This window comes from Lichenicoccus sp., from assembly GCF_965277665.1.
Lineage (GTDB): Bacteria > Pseudomonadota > Alphaproteobacteria > Acetobacterales > Acetobacteraceae > Lichenicoccus.
This window is the reverse complement of record NZ_OZ255835.1, coordinates 2,974,810-2,990,627: the sequence shown is the minus strand read 5'-3', so window position 1 is coordinate 2,990,627 and position 15,818 is coordinate 2,974,810. Positions and strand designations below refer to the sequence as shown.

Annotated in this window: 15 protein-coding genes; 7 read left to right on the top strand and 8 right to left on the bottom strand. The window is 68.5% G+C overall.

All coding sequences use genetic code 11. From position 1 onward, the window contains the following. The first annotated feature begins 62 nt into the window (after positions 1 to 62). The 3 genes from ACQY4O_RS13920 to radA are packed head-to-tail and all read left to right on the top strand — an operon-like array spanning position 63 to position 3,051. Positions 63 to 848 carry an MlaE family ABC transporter permease gene (locus ACQY4O_RS13920; protein ID WP_428376952.1) on the top strand — a complete coding sequence of 262 codons (786 nt, stop codon included), beginning with the start codon at positions 63 to 65 and terminating at the stop codon, positions 846 to 848. Between the two features lie 10 nt (positions 849 to 858). Continuing rightward, positions 859 to 1,638: an ABC transporter ATP-binding protein gene (locus tag ACQY4O_RS13915; RefSeq protein ID WP_428376951.1), complete on the top strand. Its 780-nt coding sequence runs from the start codon at positions 859 to 861 to the stop codon at positions 1,636 to 1,638. Between the two features lie 18 nt (positions 1,639 to 1,656). Continuing rightward, the gene (gene radA / locus ACQY4O_RS13910) at positions 1,657 to 3,051 is read left to right on the top strand and encodes a DNA repair protein RadA (RefSeq protein WP_428376950.1); all 1,395 of its coding nucleotides are present in this window, start codon (positions 1,657 to 1,659) and stop codon (positions 3,049 to 3,051) included. A gap of 43 nt (positions 3,052 to 3,094) precedes the next feature. On the opposite strand, the gene ACQY4O_RS13905 is transcribed toward radA, so the two are convergent. Further along, positions 3,095 to 4,180 (bottom strand): MFS transporter, encoded by a 1,086-nt coding sequence (locus ACQY4O_RS13905; protein ID WP_428378203.1) that lies wholly within the window; start codon positions 4,178 to 4,180, stop codon positions 3,095 to 3,097. Between the two features lie 54 nt (positions 4,181 to 4,234). Next, positions 4,235 to 5,548, bottom strand: a complete 1,314-nt coding sequence (locus ACQY4O_RS13900) for an HdeD family acid-resistance protein (protein ID WP_428376949.1) — start codon at positions 5,546 to 5,548, stop codon at positions 4,235 to 4,237. 338 nt (positions 5,549 to 5,886) lie between these two features. Here ACQY4O_RS13900 and ACQY4O_RS13895 point away from each other — a divergent pair, with 338 nt between their 5' ends. Further along, on the top strand, positions 5,887 to 6,522 hold the full coding sequence (locus ACQY4O_RS13895) for an NAD(P)-dependent oxidoreductase (RefSeq protein WP_428376948.1): 636 nt from the start codon (positions 5,887 to 5,889) through the stop codon (positions 6,520 to 6,522). A 177-nt stretch (positions 6,523 to 6,699) separates the two neighbouring features. Here ACQY4O_RS13895 and ACQY4O_RS13890 read toward each other — a convergent pair whose 3' ends face one another. Both ACQY4O_RS13890 and ACQY4O_RS13885 read right to left on the bottom strand, forming a co-directional pair. Continuing rightward, positions 6,700 to 6,978, bottom strand: a complete 279-nt coding sequence (locus tag ACQY4O_RS13890; protein WP_428376947.1) for a hypothetical protein — start codon at positions 6,976 to 6,978, stop codon at positions 6,700 to 6,702. 19 nt (positions 6,979 to 6,997) lie between these two features. Beyond that, positions 6,998 to 8,239: an MFS transporter gene (locus ACQY4O_RS13885; protein WP_428376946.1), complete on the bottom strand. Its 1,242-nt coding sequence runs from the start codon at positions 8,237 to 8,239 to the stop codon at positions 6,998 to 7,000. A gap of 322 nt (positions 8,240 to 8,561) precedes the next feature. Between ACQY4O_RS13885 and ACQY4O_RS13880 the strand changes: the two genes are divergently transcribed. Both ACQY4O_RS13880 and ACQY4O_RS13875 read left to right on the top strand, forming a co-directional pair. Continuing rightward, positions 8,562 to 9,029, top strand: coding sequence for a hypothetical protein (locus tag ACQY4O_RS13880; RefSeq protein ID WP_428376945.1), 468 nt, complete (start codon positions 8,562 to 8,564; stop codon positions 9,027 to 9,029). A 154-nt stretch (positions 9,030 to 9,183) separates the two neighbouring features. Beyond that, entirely contained in the window at positions 9,184 to 9,627 is a 444-nt protein-coding gene (locus ACQY4O_RS13875; protein WP_428376944.1) for a hypothetical protein, read from the top strand. Positions 9,628 to 9,736: 109 nt separating this feature from the next. Here ACQY4O_RS13875 and ACQY4O_RS13870 read toward each other — a convergent pair whose 3' ends face one another. The 4 genes from ACQY4O_RS13870 to ACQY4O_RS13855 form a co-directional block, all read right to left on the bottom strand. Further along, positions 9,737 to 10,915, bottom strand: a complete 1,179-nt coding sequence (locus ACQY4O_RS13870; protein ID WP_428376943.1) for a multidrug effflux MFS transporter — start codon at positions 10,913 to 10,915, stop codon at positions 9,737 to 9,739. 144 nt (positions 10,916 to 11,059) lie between these two features. Beyond that, positions 11,060 to 12,508 carry a metalloprotease TldD gene (gene tldD, locus ACQY4O_RS13865; RefSeq protein WP_428376942.1) on the bottom strand — a complete coding sequence of 483 codons (1,449 nt, stop codon included), beginning with the start codon at positions 12,506 to 12,508 and terminating at the stop codon, positions 11,060 to 11,062. Continuing rightward, positions 12,390 to 13,817, bottom strand: a complete 1,428-nt coding sequence (locus ACQY4O_RS13860; protein ID WP_428376941.1) for an MFS transporter — start codon at positions 13,815 to 13,817, stop codon at positions 12,390 to 12,392. The genes tldD and ACQY4O_RS13860 overlap by 119 nt, the downstream gene beginning before the upstream one ends. Positions 13,818 to 13,846: 29 nt before the next feature. Next, positions 13,847 to 14,836: a COX15/CtaA family protein gene (locus ACQY4O_RS13855; RefSeq protein ID WP_428378202.1), complete on the bottom strand. Its 990-nt coding sequence runs from the start codon at positions 14,834 to 14,836 to the stop codon at positions 13,847 to 13,849. Between the two features lie 214 nt (positions 14,837 to 15,050). On the opposite strand from ACQY4O_RS13855, the gene ACQY4O_RS13850 reads away from it, so the two are divergent. After that, positions 15,051 to 15,788: a TVP38/TMEM64 family protein gene (locus tag ACQY4O_RS13850; RefSeq protein ID WP_428376940.1), complete on the top strand. Its 738-nt coding sequence runs from the start codon at positions 15,051 to 15,053 to the stop codon at positions 15,786 to 15,788. Positions 15,789 to 15,818 lie beyond the last annotated feature (30 nt).

Genomic DNA, 15,818 nt, shown 5'->3' with positions numbered 1-15,818 from the left:
GCATGATCCGCCCGATCATGCCCGGTGAAGCGTTCCCGGGTCGCCTGGGGCTGCCCTGAAGCGTGAGCAGCGTGCTGTCTCTGGTCGCCTCGCTCGGATCGATCGTGCTCGGCTTCGTCCGGTCGGCCGGCTCGCTGGCGTTGTTCGCGGTCGCCGCGATCTCGCACCTGTTCCGGCCGCCGTTCTACTGGCGCGCCTTCCTCGCCGCCTTCATCGAGTTCGCGTTCTTCTCGCTCCCGGTGGTGGCGCTGACCGCCCTGTTCTCGGGCGGCGTGATCGCGCTGCAATCCTATACCGGCTTTGCCCGCTACAACGCGCAGAGCGCCATCGCCGGCATCGTCGTGCTCTCCGTGGTGCGCGAGCTGGGCCCGGTGCTGGCCGGGCTGATCGTCGCCGGCCGCGTCGGCTCGGCGATGGCCGCCGAGATCGGCACCATGCGGGTCACCGACCAGATCGATGCGCTGGGCACGCTGTCGACCAACCCGATGAAATACCTGGTCACGCCGCGTCTGCTGGCCGGCACGCTGGCCCTGCCGCTGCTGGTGGTGGTCGCCGACATCCTCGGCGTGCTGGGCGGCTTCATCGTCTCGGTGGTGAAGCTGGGCTTCAGCCCGAACGCCTACATCGCCAATACCTTCAGCGTGATGCAGCCGATGGACGTGAATGTCGGGCTGGTCAAGGCGGCGGTGTTCGGGTTCCTGATCGCGCTGATGGGCTGCTATAACGGCTACCACAGCCGCGGCGGCGCGCAGGGCGTCGGCTCCGCGACCACCGCCTCAGTGGTGGCCGCCTCGATCCTGGTGCTGGCCTTCGACTACATGCTGACCGAGATGTTTTTCTCGCGATGAGCTGGTCGCGATGAGCGGAGCGGGCACGCCGAAGCTCCGGATACGGGGGTTGTGCAAGGCCTTCGGGTCCAAGCAGGTGCTGGACGGGATCGATCTCGACGTCGCCGCCGGAACCTCGACCGTGGTGATCGGCGGCTCGGGCAGCGGCAAGTCGGTGCTGCTGCGCTGCATCCTCGGGCTGGTCGAGCCGGATGCCGGGACCATCGAGATCGACGGCGTGGACGTGCTGGCGCTGCGCCGGCGCGAGCGGGAGGCGGTGAACCGGCGCATCGGCATGCTGTTCCAGAACGGTGCGCTGTTCGACAGCCTGCCGGTCTGGGAGAACGTGGCGTTCGGGTTGCTCGCCCGGCGCCAGGCCAGCCGGCGCGCGGCGCGCGACAAGGCGGCCGAGGTGCTGCGCCAGGTCGGGCTCGATCCCAGCGTCGGGCTGATGTCGCCGTCCGAGCTGTCCGGCGGCATGCAGAAGCGGGTCGGCCTGGCGCGCGCGATCGCGGCACAGCCGGAGATCCTGTTCTTCGACGAGCCGACCACCGGGCTCGATCCGATCATGGGCGCCGTCATCGACGGGCTGATCGTGGACTGCGTGAAGACGCTCGGCAGCACCGCGATCGCCATCACCCACGACATGGCGTCGGCGTCCCGGATCGGCGACGCGGCGGCGATGCTGTATCGCGGCAAGCTGGTCTGGCAGGGACCGGCGGCGTCGCTGCTCGAGAGCGGCAATCCGCTGGTGGACCAGTTCACGCATGGCCGCCGGGAAGGCCCGATTGCCATGGAATTGCGACGCTGAAGCGGGGTGCCTGACGGCATGGCAAAGCGCGCCGCGCGGTTCGTCTGCCAGAGCTGCGGCGCGGCGTATCCGAAATGGACCGGCCGCTGCGAGGCCTGCGGCGAGTGGAACACCATCGTCGAGGAGGCCGTCGAGCCGCGTGCCACCGCCTCGCGCATCGGCAAGCCGCGCGCGGGCCTCATCGCGTTCGTCGGCCTAGAGGGCGAGGCCGAGCCACCGCCGCGGATCAGCACCGGAATCGCGGAACTCGATCGTGTCCTCGGCGGCGGCCTGGTGCCCGCTTCGGTGGTGCTGGTCGGCGGCGATCCGGGCATCGGCAAATCCACCCTGCTGCTGCAGGCGGCGGCCAGCATGGCCCGGGAGGTCGCCGGGCGCCGCGTGCTCTACATCTCCGGCGAGGAGGCGGTCGACCAGTTGCGGCTGCGCGCCCGCCGACTCGGGCTGACCGCGCCGCTGCTCGAACTGGCCGCCGCGATCAACGTGACCGAGATCGTCGCCAGCCTGCAAGCCGAGCGCGACACCGCCCTAGTGGTGATCGACAGCATCCAGACCATGTGGCTGGACACCATCGACAGCGCGCCTGGAACCGTCAGCCAGGTGCGCGCCTGCGCCTTCGAGCTGATCCGGCTCGCCAAGCAGCGCGGCTTCGGATTGGTGCTGGTCGGGCACGTGACCAAGGAAGGGGCACTCGCCGGACCGCGCGTGCTGGAGCACATGGTCGATGCGGTGATGTATTTCGAAGGCGATCGCGGCCACCAGTTCCGCATCCTGCGTGCCGCCAAAAACCGCTACGGCGCCACCGACGAGATCGGCGTGTTTGCGATGACCGATCGCGGCCTGGCCGAGGTGCCCAACCCGTCCGCGCTGTTCCTCGCCGAGCGCCGCGGCAACATCGCGGGCTCGGCGGTGTTCGCCGGCCTCGAGGGCACCCGTCCGGTGCTGCTGGAAATCCAGGCGCTGCTGTCGCCGAACAGCGGCTCCTCGCCGCGCCGCGCCGTGATCGGCTGGGACGGCGCGCGCCTGTCGATGCTGCTCGCCGTGCTGGAAACGCGCTGCGGCCTGAAGCTGTCTGGTTCGGATGTTTTCCTCAACGTTGCCGGCGGCCTGCGCATCGGCGAGCCGGCCGCCGATCTCGCGGTCGCCGCCGCCCTGGTCTCGGCCGCGACCGGCCAGCCGACCAGTGCCGGCTCGGTCTATTTCGGCGAGGTCGGGCTGTCCGGGGAGATCCGGCAGGTGTCGCAGGCGGAGAGCCGCCTCAAGGAGGCGCAGAAGCTCGGTTTCGAGCAGGCCATCCTGCCCCGTCGGATTGCCCGCGGCGGCCAGCGGCTGGTGGCGCCGGAGGGGATGAACCTGCACGAGTTGGGGCACCTGTCGGACCTGGTGGCGATGTTCAACCCGGACGGCGATTCATGATCTCCAACGGACGCCTTCGGCGCGGGACACGCACCGGCGGGCCTCAGGTTGCACGAGGTCGGGCAATCGCCAGCATCGTGAACAGCGCGCAGGCGATGGCTGCAAAGATCGGGAGCCCGTGAGGCGTGATATCCATGGCGAAGCCGGCGGTGCCGGGCCCGATGAACGCCCCGAGACCCCAGGCGATCGACATCACAGCGTAGACCGATACCAGGTCGCCGCCGCGAAACCGGCTGCCGATCAGCGACATCATCACCGTGTAGATGCCGACGAACAGGCCGCCCCAGACGAACAGCAGCGGGTAGGCGAGGAGCGGCCGGTCGATCACCAGCGGCCAGATCAGCGCCCCTAGGGTCGAACATAAACCCAGCCCTATCACCAGCCGGCGGCGGTCGACCCGGTCGCCCAGCCAACCGATCGGGAGCTGCAGAAGAATTACGCCCAGCAGCAACATCGAAAGCAGCAGCGTTGCGGGTCGTTCCGCCCAACCGGCGCGCATCGCGTACAACCGCAGGAACGACATGCCCGACGTCTCCAGCGCCGCATTCAACAGCACCGCCCCCAGCGCCACCGGGGCCAGGGACAGGTAGCGCAGCATGTTCGGGTGCGCGGGGCGTTCGAAGACAGGTGTGCGTACCCAGGGCATGGCGATCGACAACAGTGCCGCCAGCGCAATGACGCTGCCGACCAGGAAGGGCAATGCTCCGCTTGTGCCGGTCAGCGTCAGGATCACCGGGCCGAGTGCGAACCCGAGTGAGAGGGCGGCGGTGTAGGACGCCATCGTGCGCGTCCGGTGACGCTCGTCGCTGAGCTGGTTCAGCCAGGTTTCGGACATCACGAACAGGGTCTCGGAGGCTGCACCGAGTGCCAGCCGGAGCGGGAACCAGAGCCAGATCGACGGCATGATCGGGAACAGCGCCAGGGCACCGGCCGCAACCAGCAGCGCGCACGCGATCGGCAATTTGGGACCGCTGCGCCAGCTCAGGCCCGGCAACAACGGCGCCATGGCCAGCACCCCGACCGCGTGCATCGCGGCGTTGATCCCGATGAAACCCTTGCCATGGCCCATTGCCGTGAGGCTCAACGCCAGCAGCGGAGCGCTCAGCCCATAGGTCAATCCGAAGATCAGCGCGGTCGCGATCAGGGATGCCGTGGTTGGAAGGCTCGACCGGGTCGGGCTGCTTTAGGCGCTCTGCGCCCGGCGACGATCCAGGAAGCGGCGTCGGGTGCTCAGCAGGCGTGTGAACCATTGCTCTCGCCGGCGATCCAGAACGTGCTGCAGCGTCTGCGCGTAGTCGAGGATCAGCCCTGGCGTCCACGTCATGGCCTCGGCTCGCGCACGCCACAACGCCAGCAGCCACATGGCAGGATCGGTCAGCATGAGCAGCAGGCTGCGCCAGGGACGTTCCTGTCCAAGCGCGCCTTCCATTGCTGCGTCGAGCGAGAGGGCCACGGTCGATGAGCAGTTGCGGCTGGTCAGGTTATAGACCGGCGTCTCCCGGTAGATCGCCAGGAAGGCGCGCAAGGCGGCGGCGTTGTACCGGGTGAACGGCACCTCCCGGTCGGGCCCGCGCCAGCCGGTGCACTCCTCCGCGAAGGACGACCGGAAGCGGCCCGGCACGTCGTTCTCGGCACTCGCCCGCAGCAGACGGCCGAATTCGTCCGGTGCGTGATCCATGTCTTCGGCCGGGCAGAGGCTGACATAGATGTCAGGCGAGATCGACAGCGCTGCGTGACCCGTGGAGATGACCCCGCCCTGGTCCATCGCGGCGATGTAGCGGTCGATCATCAGGCGTCGCTGCGGCTTCACCGCCGATCCGACCGGGGTCCAGACATGTACCCGCAGCGGCTGGTCGTTGATCCAGCAGCCGACCTCGGCCTGCGAGGCATGCAACAACCCTCGTCCATGCCAGTTCGGCCCGGAGAAGAGCGGCAGGTCGGTGACGGAGGCTCCCGGAGGAAGGCCCCGAAGCTGCAGCCCAAGCCTGCACAGGCTCCACGATGCCGCCAGCAACGCGACCCCGATGCAGAACGGAACACTGTGCCGGTGCGGCACCGGCCATGGCGCCCAGACGAGGCCTGCCACCAGCAGCTCGATCACCCCGACCAGCACCGCGTGGCGCCACCGCACGGAGCGGATCACTGCGGCCGAGACGAAGCGGAACAACCCGTCCATCGTCAGGGCCGCACCCAACACAACGGTCGCGACGATGTTGTCATCCCAGGGCAGGTCAATCGAGATGAACCCGAGTGCGAAAAATCCAAGCGACTTCAAGACGGGGATGGTGGCGTTGGGAAAGCCGATTGCAGCCAATGCCAGGAGACGAACAACACCCTCGACGACGAGAGCGATGCCGACCAGGTCGGTTGTGGCGATGATCGCGCTGTCGAAGAGGTCGTTGATGAACACCAGGCTCGCCAGCACGCTGAGGCAACCCAGCAGAACGAGCACCCACCAGCATTTTCGAAGGGGTTTCGCGCCAAGAAGCAGGAGCATCAGGCGGATCATGTCGTCTGCTCCAGTCGCTGTCGGCGTCCGCCCTGCAGGCAATCATGAGGATCGTTCGCGCGTTCGACAGCTTCGGCTGGATCGCGTCCTCAAGCCAAGGGGGTGGAGCCAAAGCGACAGGGGCCGCCGATCGGAGAAGCCAAGGAATACAGGGACATCCGCTTTGTGGGGGGACGTCCGCTCCGTGGGGAACATCGCTCCTGGCCGGACATCTCGTTCGCCCGCTCCCGGCCGAGCCTCTTGGCACTGCGAAGGTCCAATTATGGTCGAGAGCGGCATTCAGGCATGATCCACCCGGAGGCCGGTCATTCGATGGGAGGCGTTGCATGCGGATGCTCATACTCGGCGCAACCGGAGGCACCGGGCGCCAGATCGTTCGCGAGGGGCTGGCCGCGGGTCACGCCATCGTCGCCCTGGTGCGCTCGAAGGCGAAAGCCGAAGGGCTGGCAGGAGCGCAACTGGTCGAAGGCAATGCTCTCGACGAGGCGGCGGTGCGCTCCACGCTCGATGGCTGCGACGCGGTGATCTGCTCCCTGGGTGTCGGACTCAGCCCCTTCCGGGCGGTCACCCTTCTCTCGGCCGCGACGCGCGTGCTGATTTCCGCGATGACGCAGTCCGGAGTCCGCCGGCTCGTCTGCATCACCGGCATGGGCGCCGGCGACAGCCGTGGGCATGGCGGCTTCCTCTATGACCGGCTGTTCCAGCCGTTGCTGCTGCGCACGATCTACCAGGACAAGGATCGCCAGGAGGACGCGATCCGCGCGAGCGGCCTGGACTGGGTGATCCTGCGACCGACGGTGCTGACCGACACCCCGGCCACCGGGCGGGTGCGCGCAGTGACCGACCTCGCCGGCATGCATGGCGGCAAGATTTCGCGTGCCGACGTGGCACGATTTGCCGTCCGCCAGGTGAGCTCTGACGAGTGGCTGCGCAAGACACCGCTGATCACTGAAGCGCCTTAGACCGTTTGCGAATGCGCTATGCCGAGCGAGAGTGCCGCACCGCGGCACGCCCGGCGTGGCTTTCGAGAACCGGAGCGGGCCATGAGCACCGGAAGCGCAGAAAGCTGCGTCGGCCAGAAAAGCGGGGGATTGCCGGCATAGTAGCCTTATCAAACGGTCTCTTAGGCGCAGTCCCGGTCAGACGTGCTGCGCGCCCAGCCCAGGCAGCAGGATGTGCAGGACCATCAGCACCAGCACGATGGTCAGCAGCAGGGCGAACAGGCCGCCGAAGATGCGGATCGCCGCCACGATCAGCAGCACCGCGAACACCAGCAGGATGGCGTTCTCGGCGCCGTGGCTAAGGCCCATCGGGGCCAGCACGTCGCGCAGCACGCTCTCGATGACGGCAATGGCGGTGATGATCAGGTGGAACAGCGTCAGGGCCAGGCCGAGGATCAGGTCGATCGCGTGCTGCATGATCAGGCTCCGGCCATACTCATGACGCCTCCAGCCGGTCGAGCCGGCGCAGCGTCGGGAACAGCTTCATCCATAGCAGCGTCACCAGCAAGGTCCCGACGCCTCCGAGGACCACCGCCGGCATCGCCCCGATCAGCGCCGCCAGCGTGCCGCTCTCGAATTCACCGAGCTGGTTCGAGGTGCCGATGAACAGCATGTTCACCGCCGACACCCGGCCGCGCATCTCCTCGGGCGTGCGCAGCTGCACCAGGCTGGAGCGGACCACCACGCTGACCACGTCGGCGCCCCCGAGCACGGCCAGGCACAGGATCGACAGCGGCAGCGAGCGCGACACGCCGAACAGGATCGTGGCGACGCCGAACAGCGCCACGGCGCCGAACATCATCCGGCCGGCGCGTCCGCCGATCGGGCGCTTCGCCAGGACCAGCGACACCGCGAGCGCGCCGATGGCGGGTGCGGCGCGCAACAGGCCGAGTGCCACCGGCCCGGCATGCAGGATGTCGTGCGCATAGACCGGCAGCAGTGCGGTGGCGCCGCCGAGCAGCACCGCGAACAGGTCGAGCGAGATGGCGCCGAGGATCTCCGGGTTGGCGCGTATGAAGCGCAGGCCGCCGAACACCGCGTCGAGATCGACCTTGCGCGCCGGCCGTGGCGCGCTCTGCATCCGCACCAGCCCGTTCATGCAGGCCGCGAGGACGAACATGGACGTGCAGACGATGTACGGCACCGGAGCGCCGAGGCCGTACAGCAATCCGCCGAGCGACGGCCCGATGATGGTGCAGGTCTGCAGCATCGAGGACGACAGCGCTGCCGCGCGCGGGAACAAGGCGGCGGGCACCAGCGAGGGCAGCATCGCCTGCATGCACGGACCCTCGAAGGCGCGCGCGGCGCCGAGCAGCGCCACCACCGCGTAGATCAGGCCGGGCGACAGGACATGCAGCAGCGAGCCGGTGGCCAGCGTCGCGGCGCCGCACGCCTCGACGCCCTGGCAGAGTGCCGCCACCCGCCTGCGGTCGAACCGGTCGGCGACGTGGCCGGCGGCAAAGATCAGCAGCACCATCGGCATGAACTGCGCCAGCCCGAGCAGTCCGAGCGAAAACGCGCGATGGGTCAGGGCGTAGATCTGCCAGCCGACCGCGACCGCCTGCATCTGGTAGCCGAGCGCCGAGCCGCCACGGCTGAGCAGCAGCAGGGCCAGGCCGGGATGCGACAGCAGCTGGACCGGCGGGGACGCATTCTCGTCAAGTCTGGCCTGGGGCATCCCGCTGGAACGATTTCTGTCGGTTGGTTCGCGCGCTATACCTTGCCCTGACATGCCCGCGGTCACAAACGGCGTTGCGGAGGGATGGCGGCCTCAGGATCGCCGGTCTGGATTTCATCTGCCGTCCAGCCTGGGACGGCCTAAGGTCAAATGCGATCCCGCAGGAGCGACGTCTTGGACGGAAACCGGCTCCGTTTCACCATGAGCGCCACGACGACACACGGCGATGCGTCGCAGGAGCCGTTGCCGGATCAGCTCCCACCCGGCTGGATCCGCATCCCGATCTCGATCGAGATCCAGGGAGGGCGCTGAGGACCGCAACGTGCGGGAACTGGCGTCGGTGATCTGGACGGAGGCGCGCGCTGTCGGCGATGCGGCAATGTCCGCGGTCGGATGGACAGTGCGTAACCGCATGAGCCGAAACAGCGTGAGGCAGGTCGATGAGGCCTGGCGGGGCTATACCCACGACGGGCGGCCAAGCGGATCCGATCTGGCGCATGCCGAAGCGATCGCCCGTTCTATCCTTGCTGGCACGACACCGGACCTGACCAACGGCTCAACGCATTTCTACTCGCCGCAGGCGATGCCAACGACGAAAGATAAAGAACTCAAAGGTGTGGATGTTGGCGGCGGACTGGAAAGTGTGCCCGGCGTTAAGGATGCAGAGGGGAGACCAATTGAAAATTACCGGCCGGTCTGGACGAGAACCTTTACGGCGGAGCCAGTGAAGGACGTTCCAGAAGCGGCGTTCAAGTTCTATCGTCCGAGGAATAATAGCCCTGTCCGATAAGTCTAAGCTCGGAACCTTTCTTTTGGTCTGTCTACTCGGTTCAGCGGAACCCGCGCAGGCTTGTTGGGGCGGAACATCGCCAGGCCTCGACGCGCTCTTGCCCACTAGCGACGCAATCAATCTGGCGGTCCTCCAGATACGGAAGCACGGATGCGTGACGCCTGCGTGTACATCCGTCATCAGGCTCAACCACATCTTCGAAATCATCGACGAAGGCGAAGCCACGACCATGGGCAATGCCCGCTATCTGAGGCCAGATCAGCCCTACGTGGAAGAGAAACGTCTGCACGACACGCTGCTCGACCATCCGAGCCGGTTCGGACCAATGTGCGCGTTGTTGAGCAGCCCCGCCTCACGCTACGGCAAGCCTGGAGCGCGGGAAGGGGTGGACTATGAACTGTTCGTCGGCGTGACGGCCGTTGATCTCGCTCTTCGAATGGATGGCAACGGGCCGCCGCATTGCCTACCGGCGGTTCTGGCAGCGATGCCGCACACCGTGGAGGCCAGCACTGCGATCGGCAACGAAAGGACCATTTGCGAGAATGCGCCGGTCGCGCGGAACCCATGCGCCAGGATCGTCAGGCCGAAAGGGCCTTGATCGACACGGGTGTGTCTCCGATACGGTGTTTGGTTGAAGAAGCTTTCTCCAGTTGAACACCGCGTTCTGACATCGGGAGCATCAAGCGGCGATCAAGCGACCTTGCATCCTACGATGAGACCGGCAGCCGCTTTCGGCTGGCGTTGGCGAAGTTGATGCCGATGGCGCCGCAGCAGATCACCGCGGCCATCGGCAGCAGGCTGTTGGCCGCGAGCAGGCCCATGGCGATGCCGCTGACCGAGCCCAGGCTGAACTGCAGCGTGCCGAGCAAAGCCGATGCGCTGCCGGCATGCCGCGCGTGGCTGGCCAGCGCGAACATGCCCGCGTTCGGGCTGATGAACCCCATCGACGCCATCAGGATCGCGATCGGCACCGACACGAACGCGACGGGCCGGCCGGCGCCGGCGATGCCGGTCAGCGCCAGGGCCAGGAACACGATCGCCGCCGCCGACAGCAGCCAGATGCCGAAATCGAGCAGCGGCCCGACGCCGACGCGATGCACGATATGCGCGTTGATCTGGGTGCACAGGATGTAGCAGGCGGCGTTGATGCCGAACATCACGCCGAAGCCGGCCGGCGAGAAATGCAGGATGCGCTCGAAGGCGACCGGCGCGCCGGATAGATACGCGAAGATGGTGAAGGTCGCGAAGCCGCAGATGCAGCTGTTCGACAGGAACGAGCGGTCGCGCACGATGGTGACGTAGCGCTGCAGCACCTCGATCGCCGGCAGACGAAGCCGCTGCTCGACCGGCAGCGTGTCCGGCAGGCAGGCGCCGACGGCGGTGATGCTGATCACCCCATAGACGGTCGCGATCCAGAAGATCCAGCGCCACGACGCGACGCTCAGCACCAGCCCGCCCAGGGTCGGCGCCAGGATCGGCACCACGCCCAGCACCAGCATGAGCTGCGACATGATGCGCGCGCCCTGCGGGCCGGTGGCGACGTCGCGCACCACCGCGCGCGGGATCACCATGCCCGACGAGCCGCCCAGCGCCGCCACGAAGCGCCAGGCGGTGAAGCTCCACAAATCGTGCGACAGGGCGCAGCCGGCGGAGCCGACCGTGTAGATGCTCATGCCGACCAGCAGCGGCAGGCGCCTGCCGAGTCGGTCCGAGAACGGCCCCTGGGTGAACTGCCCGACCGCAAGGCCTGCGAACCACGCGGCCAGCGTGATCTGCGCGGAGCCGGCGCCGCTGCCGAAGGCGGCATCCAGCGTCGGGAAGGCCGGCAAGTACATGTCGGTGGAGAGCGGGCCGACGGCGCTCAAGGCCCCGAGCAGCAGGATCATCCATAGCGGCATCCGGCCATGGGTGAGGCTCCGGCCGCGAGATGCGGGCCGGGCCACGGGGAGGGCGTGCGACATGATGATCTTATTAGGCCGAACCCGGCCTTTGCGGAAGTTTCACGATTGCGAGACTGCGCCGGACAAGCGTCAGCCGGCGGTTCCGCCCACGGTCAGCCCGGCCAGCTTCAGCGTCGGCTGGCCGACGCCGACCGGAACCCCCTGGCCGTTCTTGCCGCAGGTGCCGATGCCGGGATCGAGTGCCAGGTCGTTGCCGATCATGCTGACCTTGGTCATCGCGTCTGGCCCGTTGCCGATCAGGGTCGCGCCGCGCACCGGCGCGGTGACCCGGCCGTCCTCGATCAGGTACGCCTCGCTGGCGGAGAACACGAACTTGCCCGAGGTGATGTCGACCTGGCCGCCGCCGAAGTTGACGGCGTAGAGGCCGCGCTTCACCGAGCGGATCATCTCGTCCGGGCTGTGCGCGCCGGCCAGCATCACCGTGTTGGTCATGCGCGGCATCGGCGCGTGCGCATAGGACTGGCGGCGGCCGTTGCCGGTGGCGGCGACGCCCATCAGGCGCGCGTTCATGCGGTCCTGGATGAAGCCGGTGAGGATGCCGTCCTCGATCATCACGGTGCGGCTGGTGGGGGTGCCCTCGTCATCCACGGTCAGGCTGCCACGCCTGCCTTCGATGGTGCCGTCATCGACCACGGTCACGCCAGGGGAGGCGACGCGCTTGCCGAGCAGCCCGGCAAAGGCGGAGCTGCCCTTGCGGTTGAAGTCGCCTTCCAGCCCATGTCCGACCGCCTCGTGCAGCAGGATGCCGGGCCAGCCATTGCCGAGCACCACCTCCATCTCGCCGGCCGGCGCCGGGCGGCTGTCGAGATTGACCAGCGCGCCGCGCAGCGCCTCGTCGACGGCGTGCTTCCAGGAGGCCTCGTTGAGGATCCTGGAATAGGCGAAGCGGCCGCCGAGGCCATAGCTGCCGCTCTCCCGCCGGCCATCCTTCTCCACCACGACACTGACATTGAGGCGCACCAGCGGCCGCAGGTCGGCGACGCGATGGCCATCGGCGCGCATGATCTGCACCGCCTGCCACTCGGCGGCGAGCGAGGCCGAGACCTGCACCACGCGGCTGTCGGTGCCGCGCGCATAGGCGTCGATCTCGGACAGCAGGGCGGCGCGCTCGGCGAACTGCGCCTCGTGCAGCGGATTGGCGTCGGAATAGAGCCGCGAATTGGTGGCCCGCGGCGTCTCGGCGACGGTGCCGCTGCGGCCGGCGCGCACCATCCGGACGGTGGCGCCGGCGCGGGCGAGGGCGCTCTCGCTGAGTTCGTCGGCATGCGCGTAGGCGCTCTCGTCGCCCAGCACCGCGCGCAGGCCGAAGCCGGTCGAGGTGTCGAAGCTCGCCGACCGGATCACCCGGTCATCGAGCGAGATCATCTCGCTTTCGCGATATTCCAGGAACAGCTCGCCGTCATCGGTGCCCTCCAGGGCGCCGGCGAGCAGCCGCCCGGCCACCTCGCGATCGAGCTGGGAGCCGGGGCGATCGAAGAAAAGCTGGTCGGTCGCGACCAGGGGCGTGAGCGCGTTCATGAAGGGGCAGGCTCCTGGACGGAATTCTGTTCGTAGATATAGCCGCCTGAGCCGTAGGAAACAGGTGCTGATCGGGGCCGGGCGACATCAGCAGGCCGGCCGGCAGGCAGGCGGCACCGAGCAGTCCCAGGATGTCCAGCGCCGACAGCCCGAGCGCTTGGCCAAGGGTGGCGAGGCCGGTGCCGATGAGCATGGCCAGCGCCGACAGCACGTTGCCGCCGCCGACATGGCGCGCGCGGTGGAGGACGGGAGACCAAACCTGAATCATGGTCATCGCCGGCACGACCAGCAGCCCGGCGGCGGCGGCGAGCAGCATCAACTCGCTGCAGGCGACGACGATGCCGGTGCCCGACAGGGCGAGGCTCAGCCCGCGGTTTCGCCTTGCGAGGTCGAGCAGCAGCAGTCCCATCGCGACGGTCGCCGGCCGGCAGAGAGAAAGTCCCGGACGCCGACGCACGAGCCGCGCTCCGAGCAGCGTGCCGCCGCCGATGCCGAGCGAGAACGCCAGCAGCGCGAGTGACGCGACGGCGGTGCCACCTGCGAGCGTGTCGTGCACGACGACCGGCAGCATGGCGAGCACCAGCGTGCCGGTCAGCCAGAACCAGGCGGCGTACAGGCTGGCGCGCCAGAGGCCCGGCTCGCGGCGAAGGCCGCCGAGCAACGCCAACGAGCTGCCGAGGGGGCGGCGCGGCACTGCGAGATCCGGCAGCGCCGCGGGCAAGGCCGGGATGGCGCGCGCGGCGAGCCAGCAGAACAGGGACGCTGCCAGCACCAGGGTGACGATGGGCAGCGTGGCCGCAATACCGCTGTCCCGGGTCGCAGTGACCAGGGTGCCGCACAGGCCGCCGGCCAGGATCGCGAGGAAGGTGGCGCCTTCGATCAGCGCGTTGCCGAGTGGCAGATGCGGCCGGTCGAGCAACTCGGGCAGGATCGCGTATTTCAGCGGGGCGAACAGCGCCGCGATCGCCCCGAAGCCGAGCAGGGCGACAAACAGCAGCGGCAGGTTGTGCAGCAGCAGGCCGACGGCAGCGACGGCTGCCACTGCCAGTTCCCAGCGCTTCAGACGCTCCGCCAGCAGCGCCTTGTCGAGCTTGTCGGCCAGCGCACCGCCCAGTCCCGACAGCACCAGGTAGGGCAGCACGAAGCAGGCGCCGGCCAAGGTGACGAACATGCCGCCGCTGCGCTGCCCGGTCGCGCCGCCCCACAGGACGGTCACCACCAGGGCGTTGCGCAGCACGTTGTCGTTGAAGGCCGCCAGCAACTGGCAGCAGAACAGGGCGGCGAACCCGCGATGACCGATCGCCGCCACGCGGGCGCGGGCGTCCGGGTTCAGCGGCTTCAGGCGCGGCGTGCGCCGCGCAAACGGTGCAGCACGACGATCAGCAGCGTCAGCAGGAGTGCGGCAAAGGTCTGGTGCAGGGTCCCGGCCCAGACCGGGATCACCAGCAGGAGCGTGGTGACGCCGAGCGCGTACTGCGCGAGTGCGCCCCAGCCCAGCAGCATCAGCGCGTCACGGGCCGGTTTGTGCTTGCACGAGCGCAACCCGACCAGCAGCGTCAGCCCGACCGCGATGACCGACAGGGTCGCCAGTGCGCGATGGTCGAACTGCACGGTCGCCAGGTTCTCGGTCAGGTTGCGCCAGAACGGCAGCAGCCTGGCGTAGTGCGGCGGCAGCAGGTGGCCGTCCATGTCCGGATAGGTGTTGAAGATGAAGCCGGCATGCGTGCCGGCGGTGAAGCCGCCGGCGACGATGGTGAGCACGACCAAAGCCGCCGCCAGGCAGGCCAGGTCACGGGTCCAGGCGATCCCGCGGCCGGGTGCGAGCGGCAGCGGCTGCGGGGTACGCACGCTGAGCGCGGTCCACAGGATCGCGGCATAGAGCGCAAACGCGAAGCACAGGTGCAGCACCAGGCGCACGGGTGCGACGCGGATGCTGTCAGGATCGAAGCCGGACGCGACCATGAACCAGCCGATGGCGCCCTGCAGGCCGCCGAGCACGAACAGCAGCGCCAGCCGGGTGACCAGGCGCGCGCCGATGGTGCCGTTCAGGGCGAACACCAGCAGCGGCACGAACAGCACCAGCCCGATCAGCCGGCCGCAGAACCGGTGGATCCACTCCAGCCAGAAGATCCGCTGGAAGCCGGCCAGCCCGAAGCCGTCATGCAGGATGCGATATTGCGGGATGGTCCGGTACAGCGCGAACTCGTGCTCCCATTGGGCATGGGTCAGCGGCGGGATGATCCCGGTGACCGGCCGCCATTCCATGATCGACAGGCCGGAGCCGGTGAGCCGGGTGGCGCCGCCGAGCGCGATCATCACCAGCAGCATGCCGCACAGGGTGAACAGCCAGAGCGACACCAAATGCGGGTTGCGCCTGGCCAGCGGGGCAGGTGCCGCGGCCCGCCTCGCTGCCAGCCGACCGTCTCGAAGCAGCAGCGCGTCTGAAGCCATCGGATTTTTGCCTCGGCGGCGACGCGGCGCGATTGCTGGCGCGTGCCATAGTGTAAAGGGGGACGGCGGTCGCCTTGTCGCCCGTGGTCGCATGATGCTACCGCGCGGCATGGCCAATATCGAGAGCACGAAGTGCGGAGCGACCGGCGCCATCCTCTCTGACGGCACCGCGCCGCCCGTCGCGAGCGGCGTTGTCCGCTCGCTGCTCAAGGCGGCCCTGCTGCTGTGCGGGCTGCTCGCCGCCGGCGTGCTGCTGCGAGCCCTGCCCGGCCTGAACCACGCCATGCTGCAGGGCGGCGTGCTGCAGCGCGGGCTCGAGGGCCGGCTGGTCTTCCTGGGGATCGGGACCCTGGTCTGCGCGGTCGGCTTGCCGCGGCAGGCGGTGGGCTTCGCCGGCGGCTTCGCCTATGGCCTGGTCTGGGGCACGCTGCTCACCACCGTGGCCACCCTGGCGGGATGTCTCGCCGACCTGTTCTGGGCGCGCGCCGTCGGGCGCGACTGGGTGCGGCGCCGGATGCGGCACGGCCGGCTGGCGCGGCTGGATGGCTTCATCGCGGCCAACCCGTTCAGCGCGATCCTGACGCTGCGGCTGCTTCCGGTCGGCAGCAGCCTGATGGTCAGCCTGTTCTCCGGCATCCTCGGCGTGCGCGTCTGGCCGTTCCTGGCGGCGACGCTGCTGGGCAGCCTGCCGCAGACCGTCATCTTCGGGCTGCTCGGCGCGGGGGTGGGAATCGGCCACGGGGCCCAGCTGCTGCTCGGCCTCGGCCTGTTCGTGGCGTCCGGCTTAGTGGGCCTCTATCTCTTTTTCCGCACTGCAGCATTTTCCTAGCGAAGTCGCCCGGGCCATGCCATATCAGGC

What these genes read in the sequence shown, in the direction of transcription:
- ACQY4O_RS13885 (WP_428376946.1), bottom strand. Translation starts at nt 8,239, where the DNA reads ATGCCCCAGGCCAGACTTGACGAGAATGCGTCCCCGCCGGTCCAGCTG.
- ACQY4O_RS13850 (WP_428376940.1), top strand. Translation starts at nt 15,051, where the DNA reads ATGATGCTACCGCGCGGCATGGCCAATATCGAGAGCACGAAGTGCGGA.
- ACQY4O_RS13915 (WP_428376951.1), top strand. Translation starts at nt 859, where the DNA reads ATGAGCGGAGCGGGCACGCCGAAGCTCCGGATACGGGGGTTGTGCAAG.
- ACQY4O_RS13855 (WP_428378202.1), bottom strand. Translation starts at nt 14,836, where the DNA reads ATGCTGCTGGTGATGATCGCGCTCGGCGGCGCCACCCGGCTCACCGGC.
- ACQY4O_RS13890 (WP_428376947.1), bottom strand. Translation starts at nt 6,978, where the DNA reads ATGCAGCACGCGATCGACCTGATCCTCGGCCTGGCCCTGACGCTGTTC.
- ACQY4O_RS13900 (WP_428376949.1), bottom strand. Translation starts at nt 5,548, where the DNA reads ATGCTCCTGCTTCTTGGCGCGAAACCCCTTCGAAAATGCTGGTGGGTG.
- ACQY4O_RS13895 (WP_428376948.1), top strand. Translation starts at nt 5,887, where the DNA reads ATGCGGATGCTCATACTCGGCGCAACCGGAGGCACCGGGCGCCAGATC.
- tldD (WP_428376942.1), bottom strand. Translation starts at nt 12,508, where the DNA reads ATGAACGCGCTCACGCCCCTGGTCGCGACCGACCAGCTTTTCTTCGAT.
- ACQY4O_RS13870 (WP_428376943.1), bottom strand. Translation starts at nt 10,915, where the DNA reads ATGATCCTGCTGCTCGGGGCCTTGAGCGCCGTCGGCCCGCTCTCCACC.
- radA (WP_428376950.1), top strand. Translation starts at nt 1,657, where the DNA reads ATGGCAAAGCGCGCCGCGCGGTTCGTCTGCCAGAGCTGCGGCGCGGCG.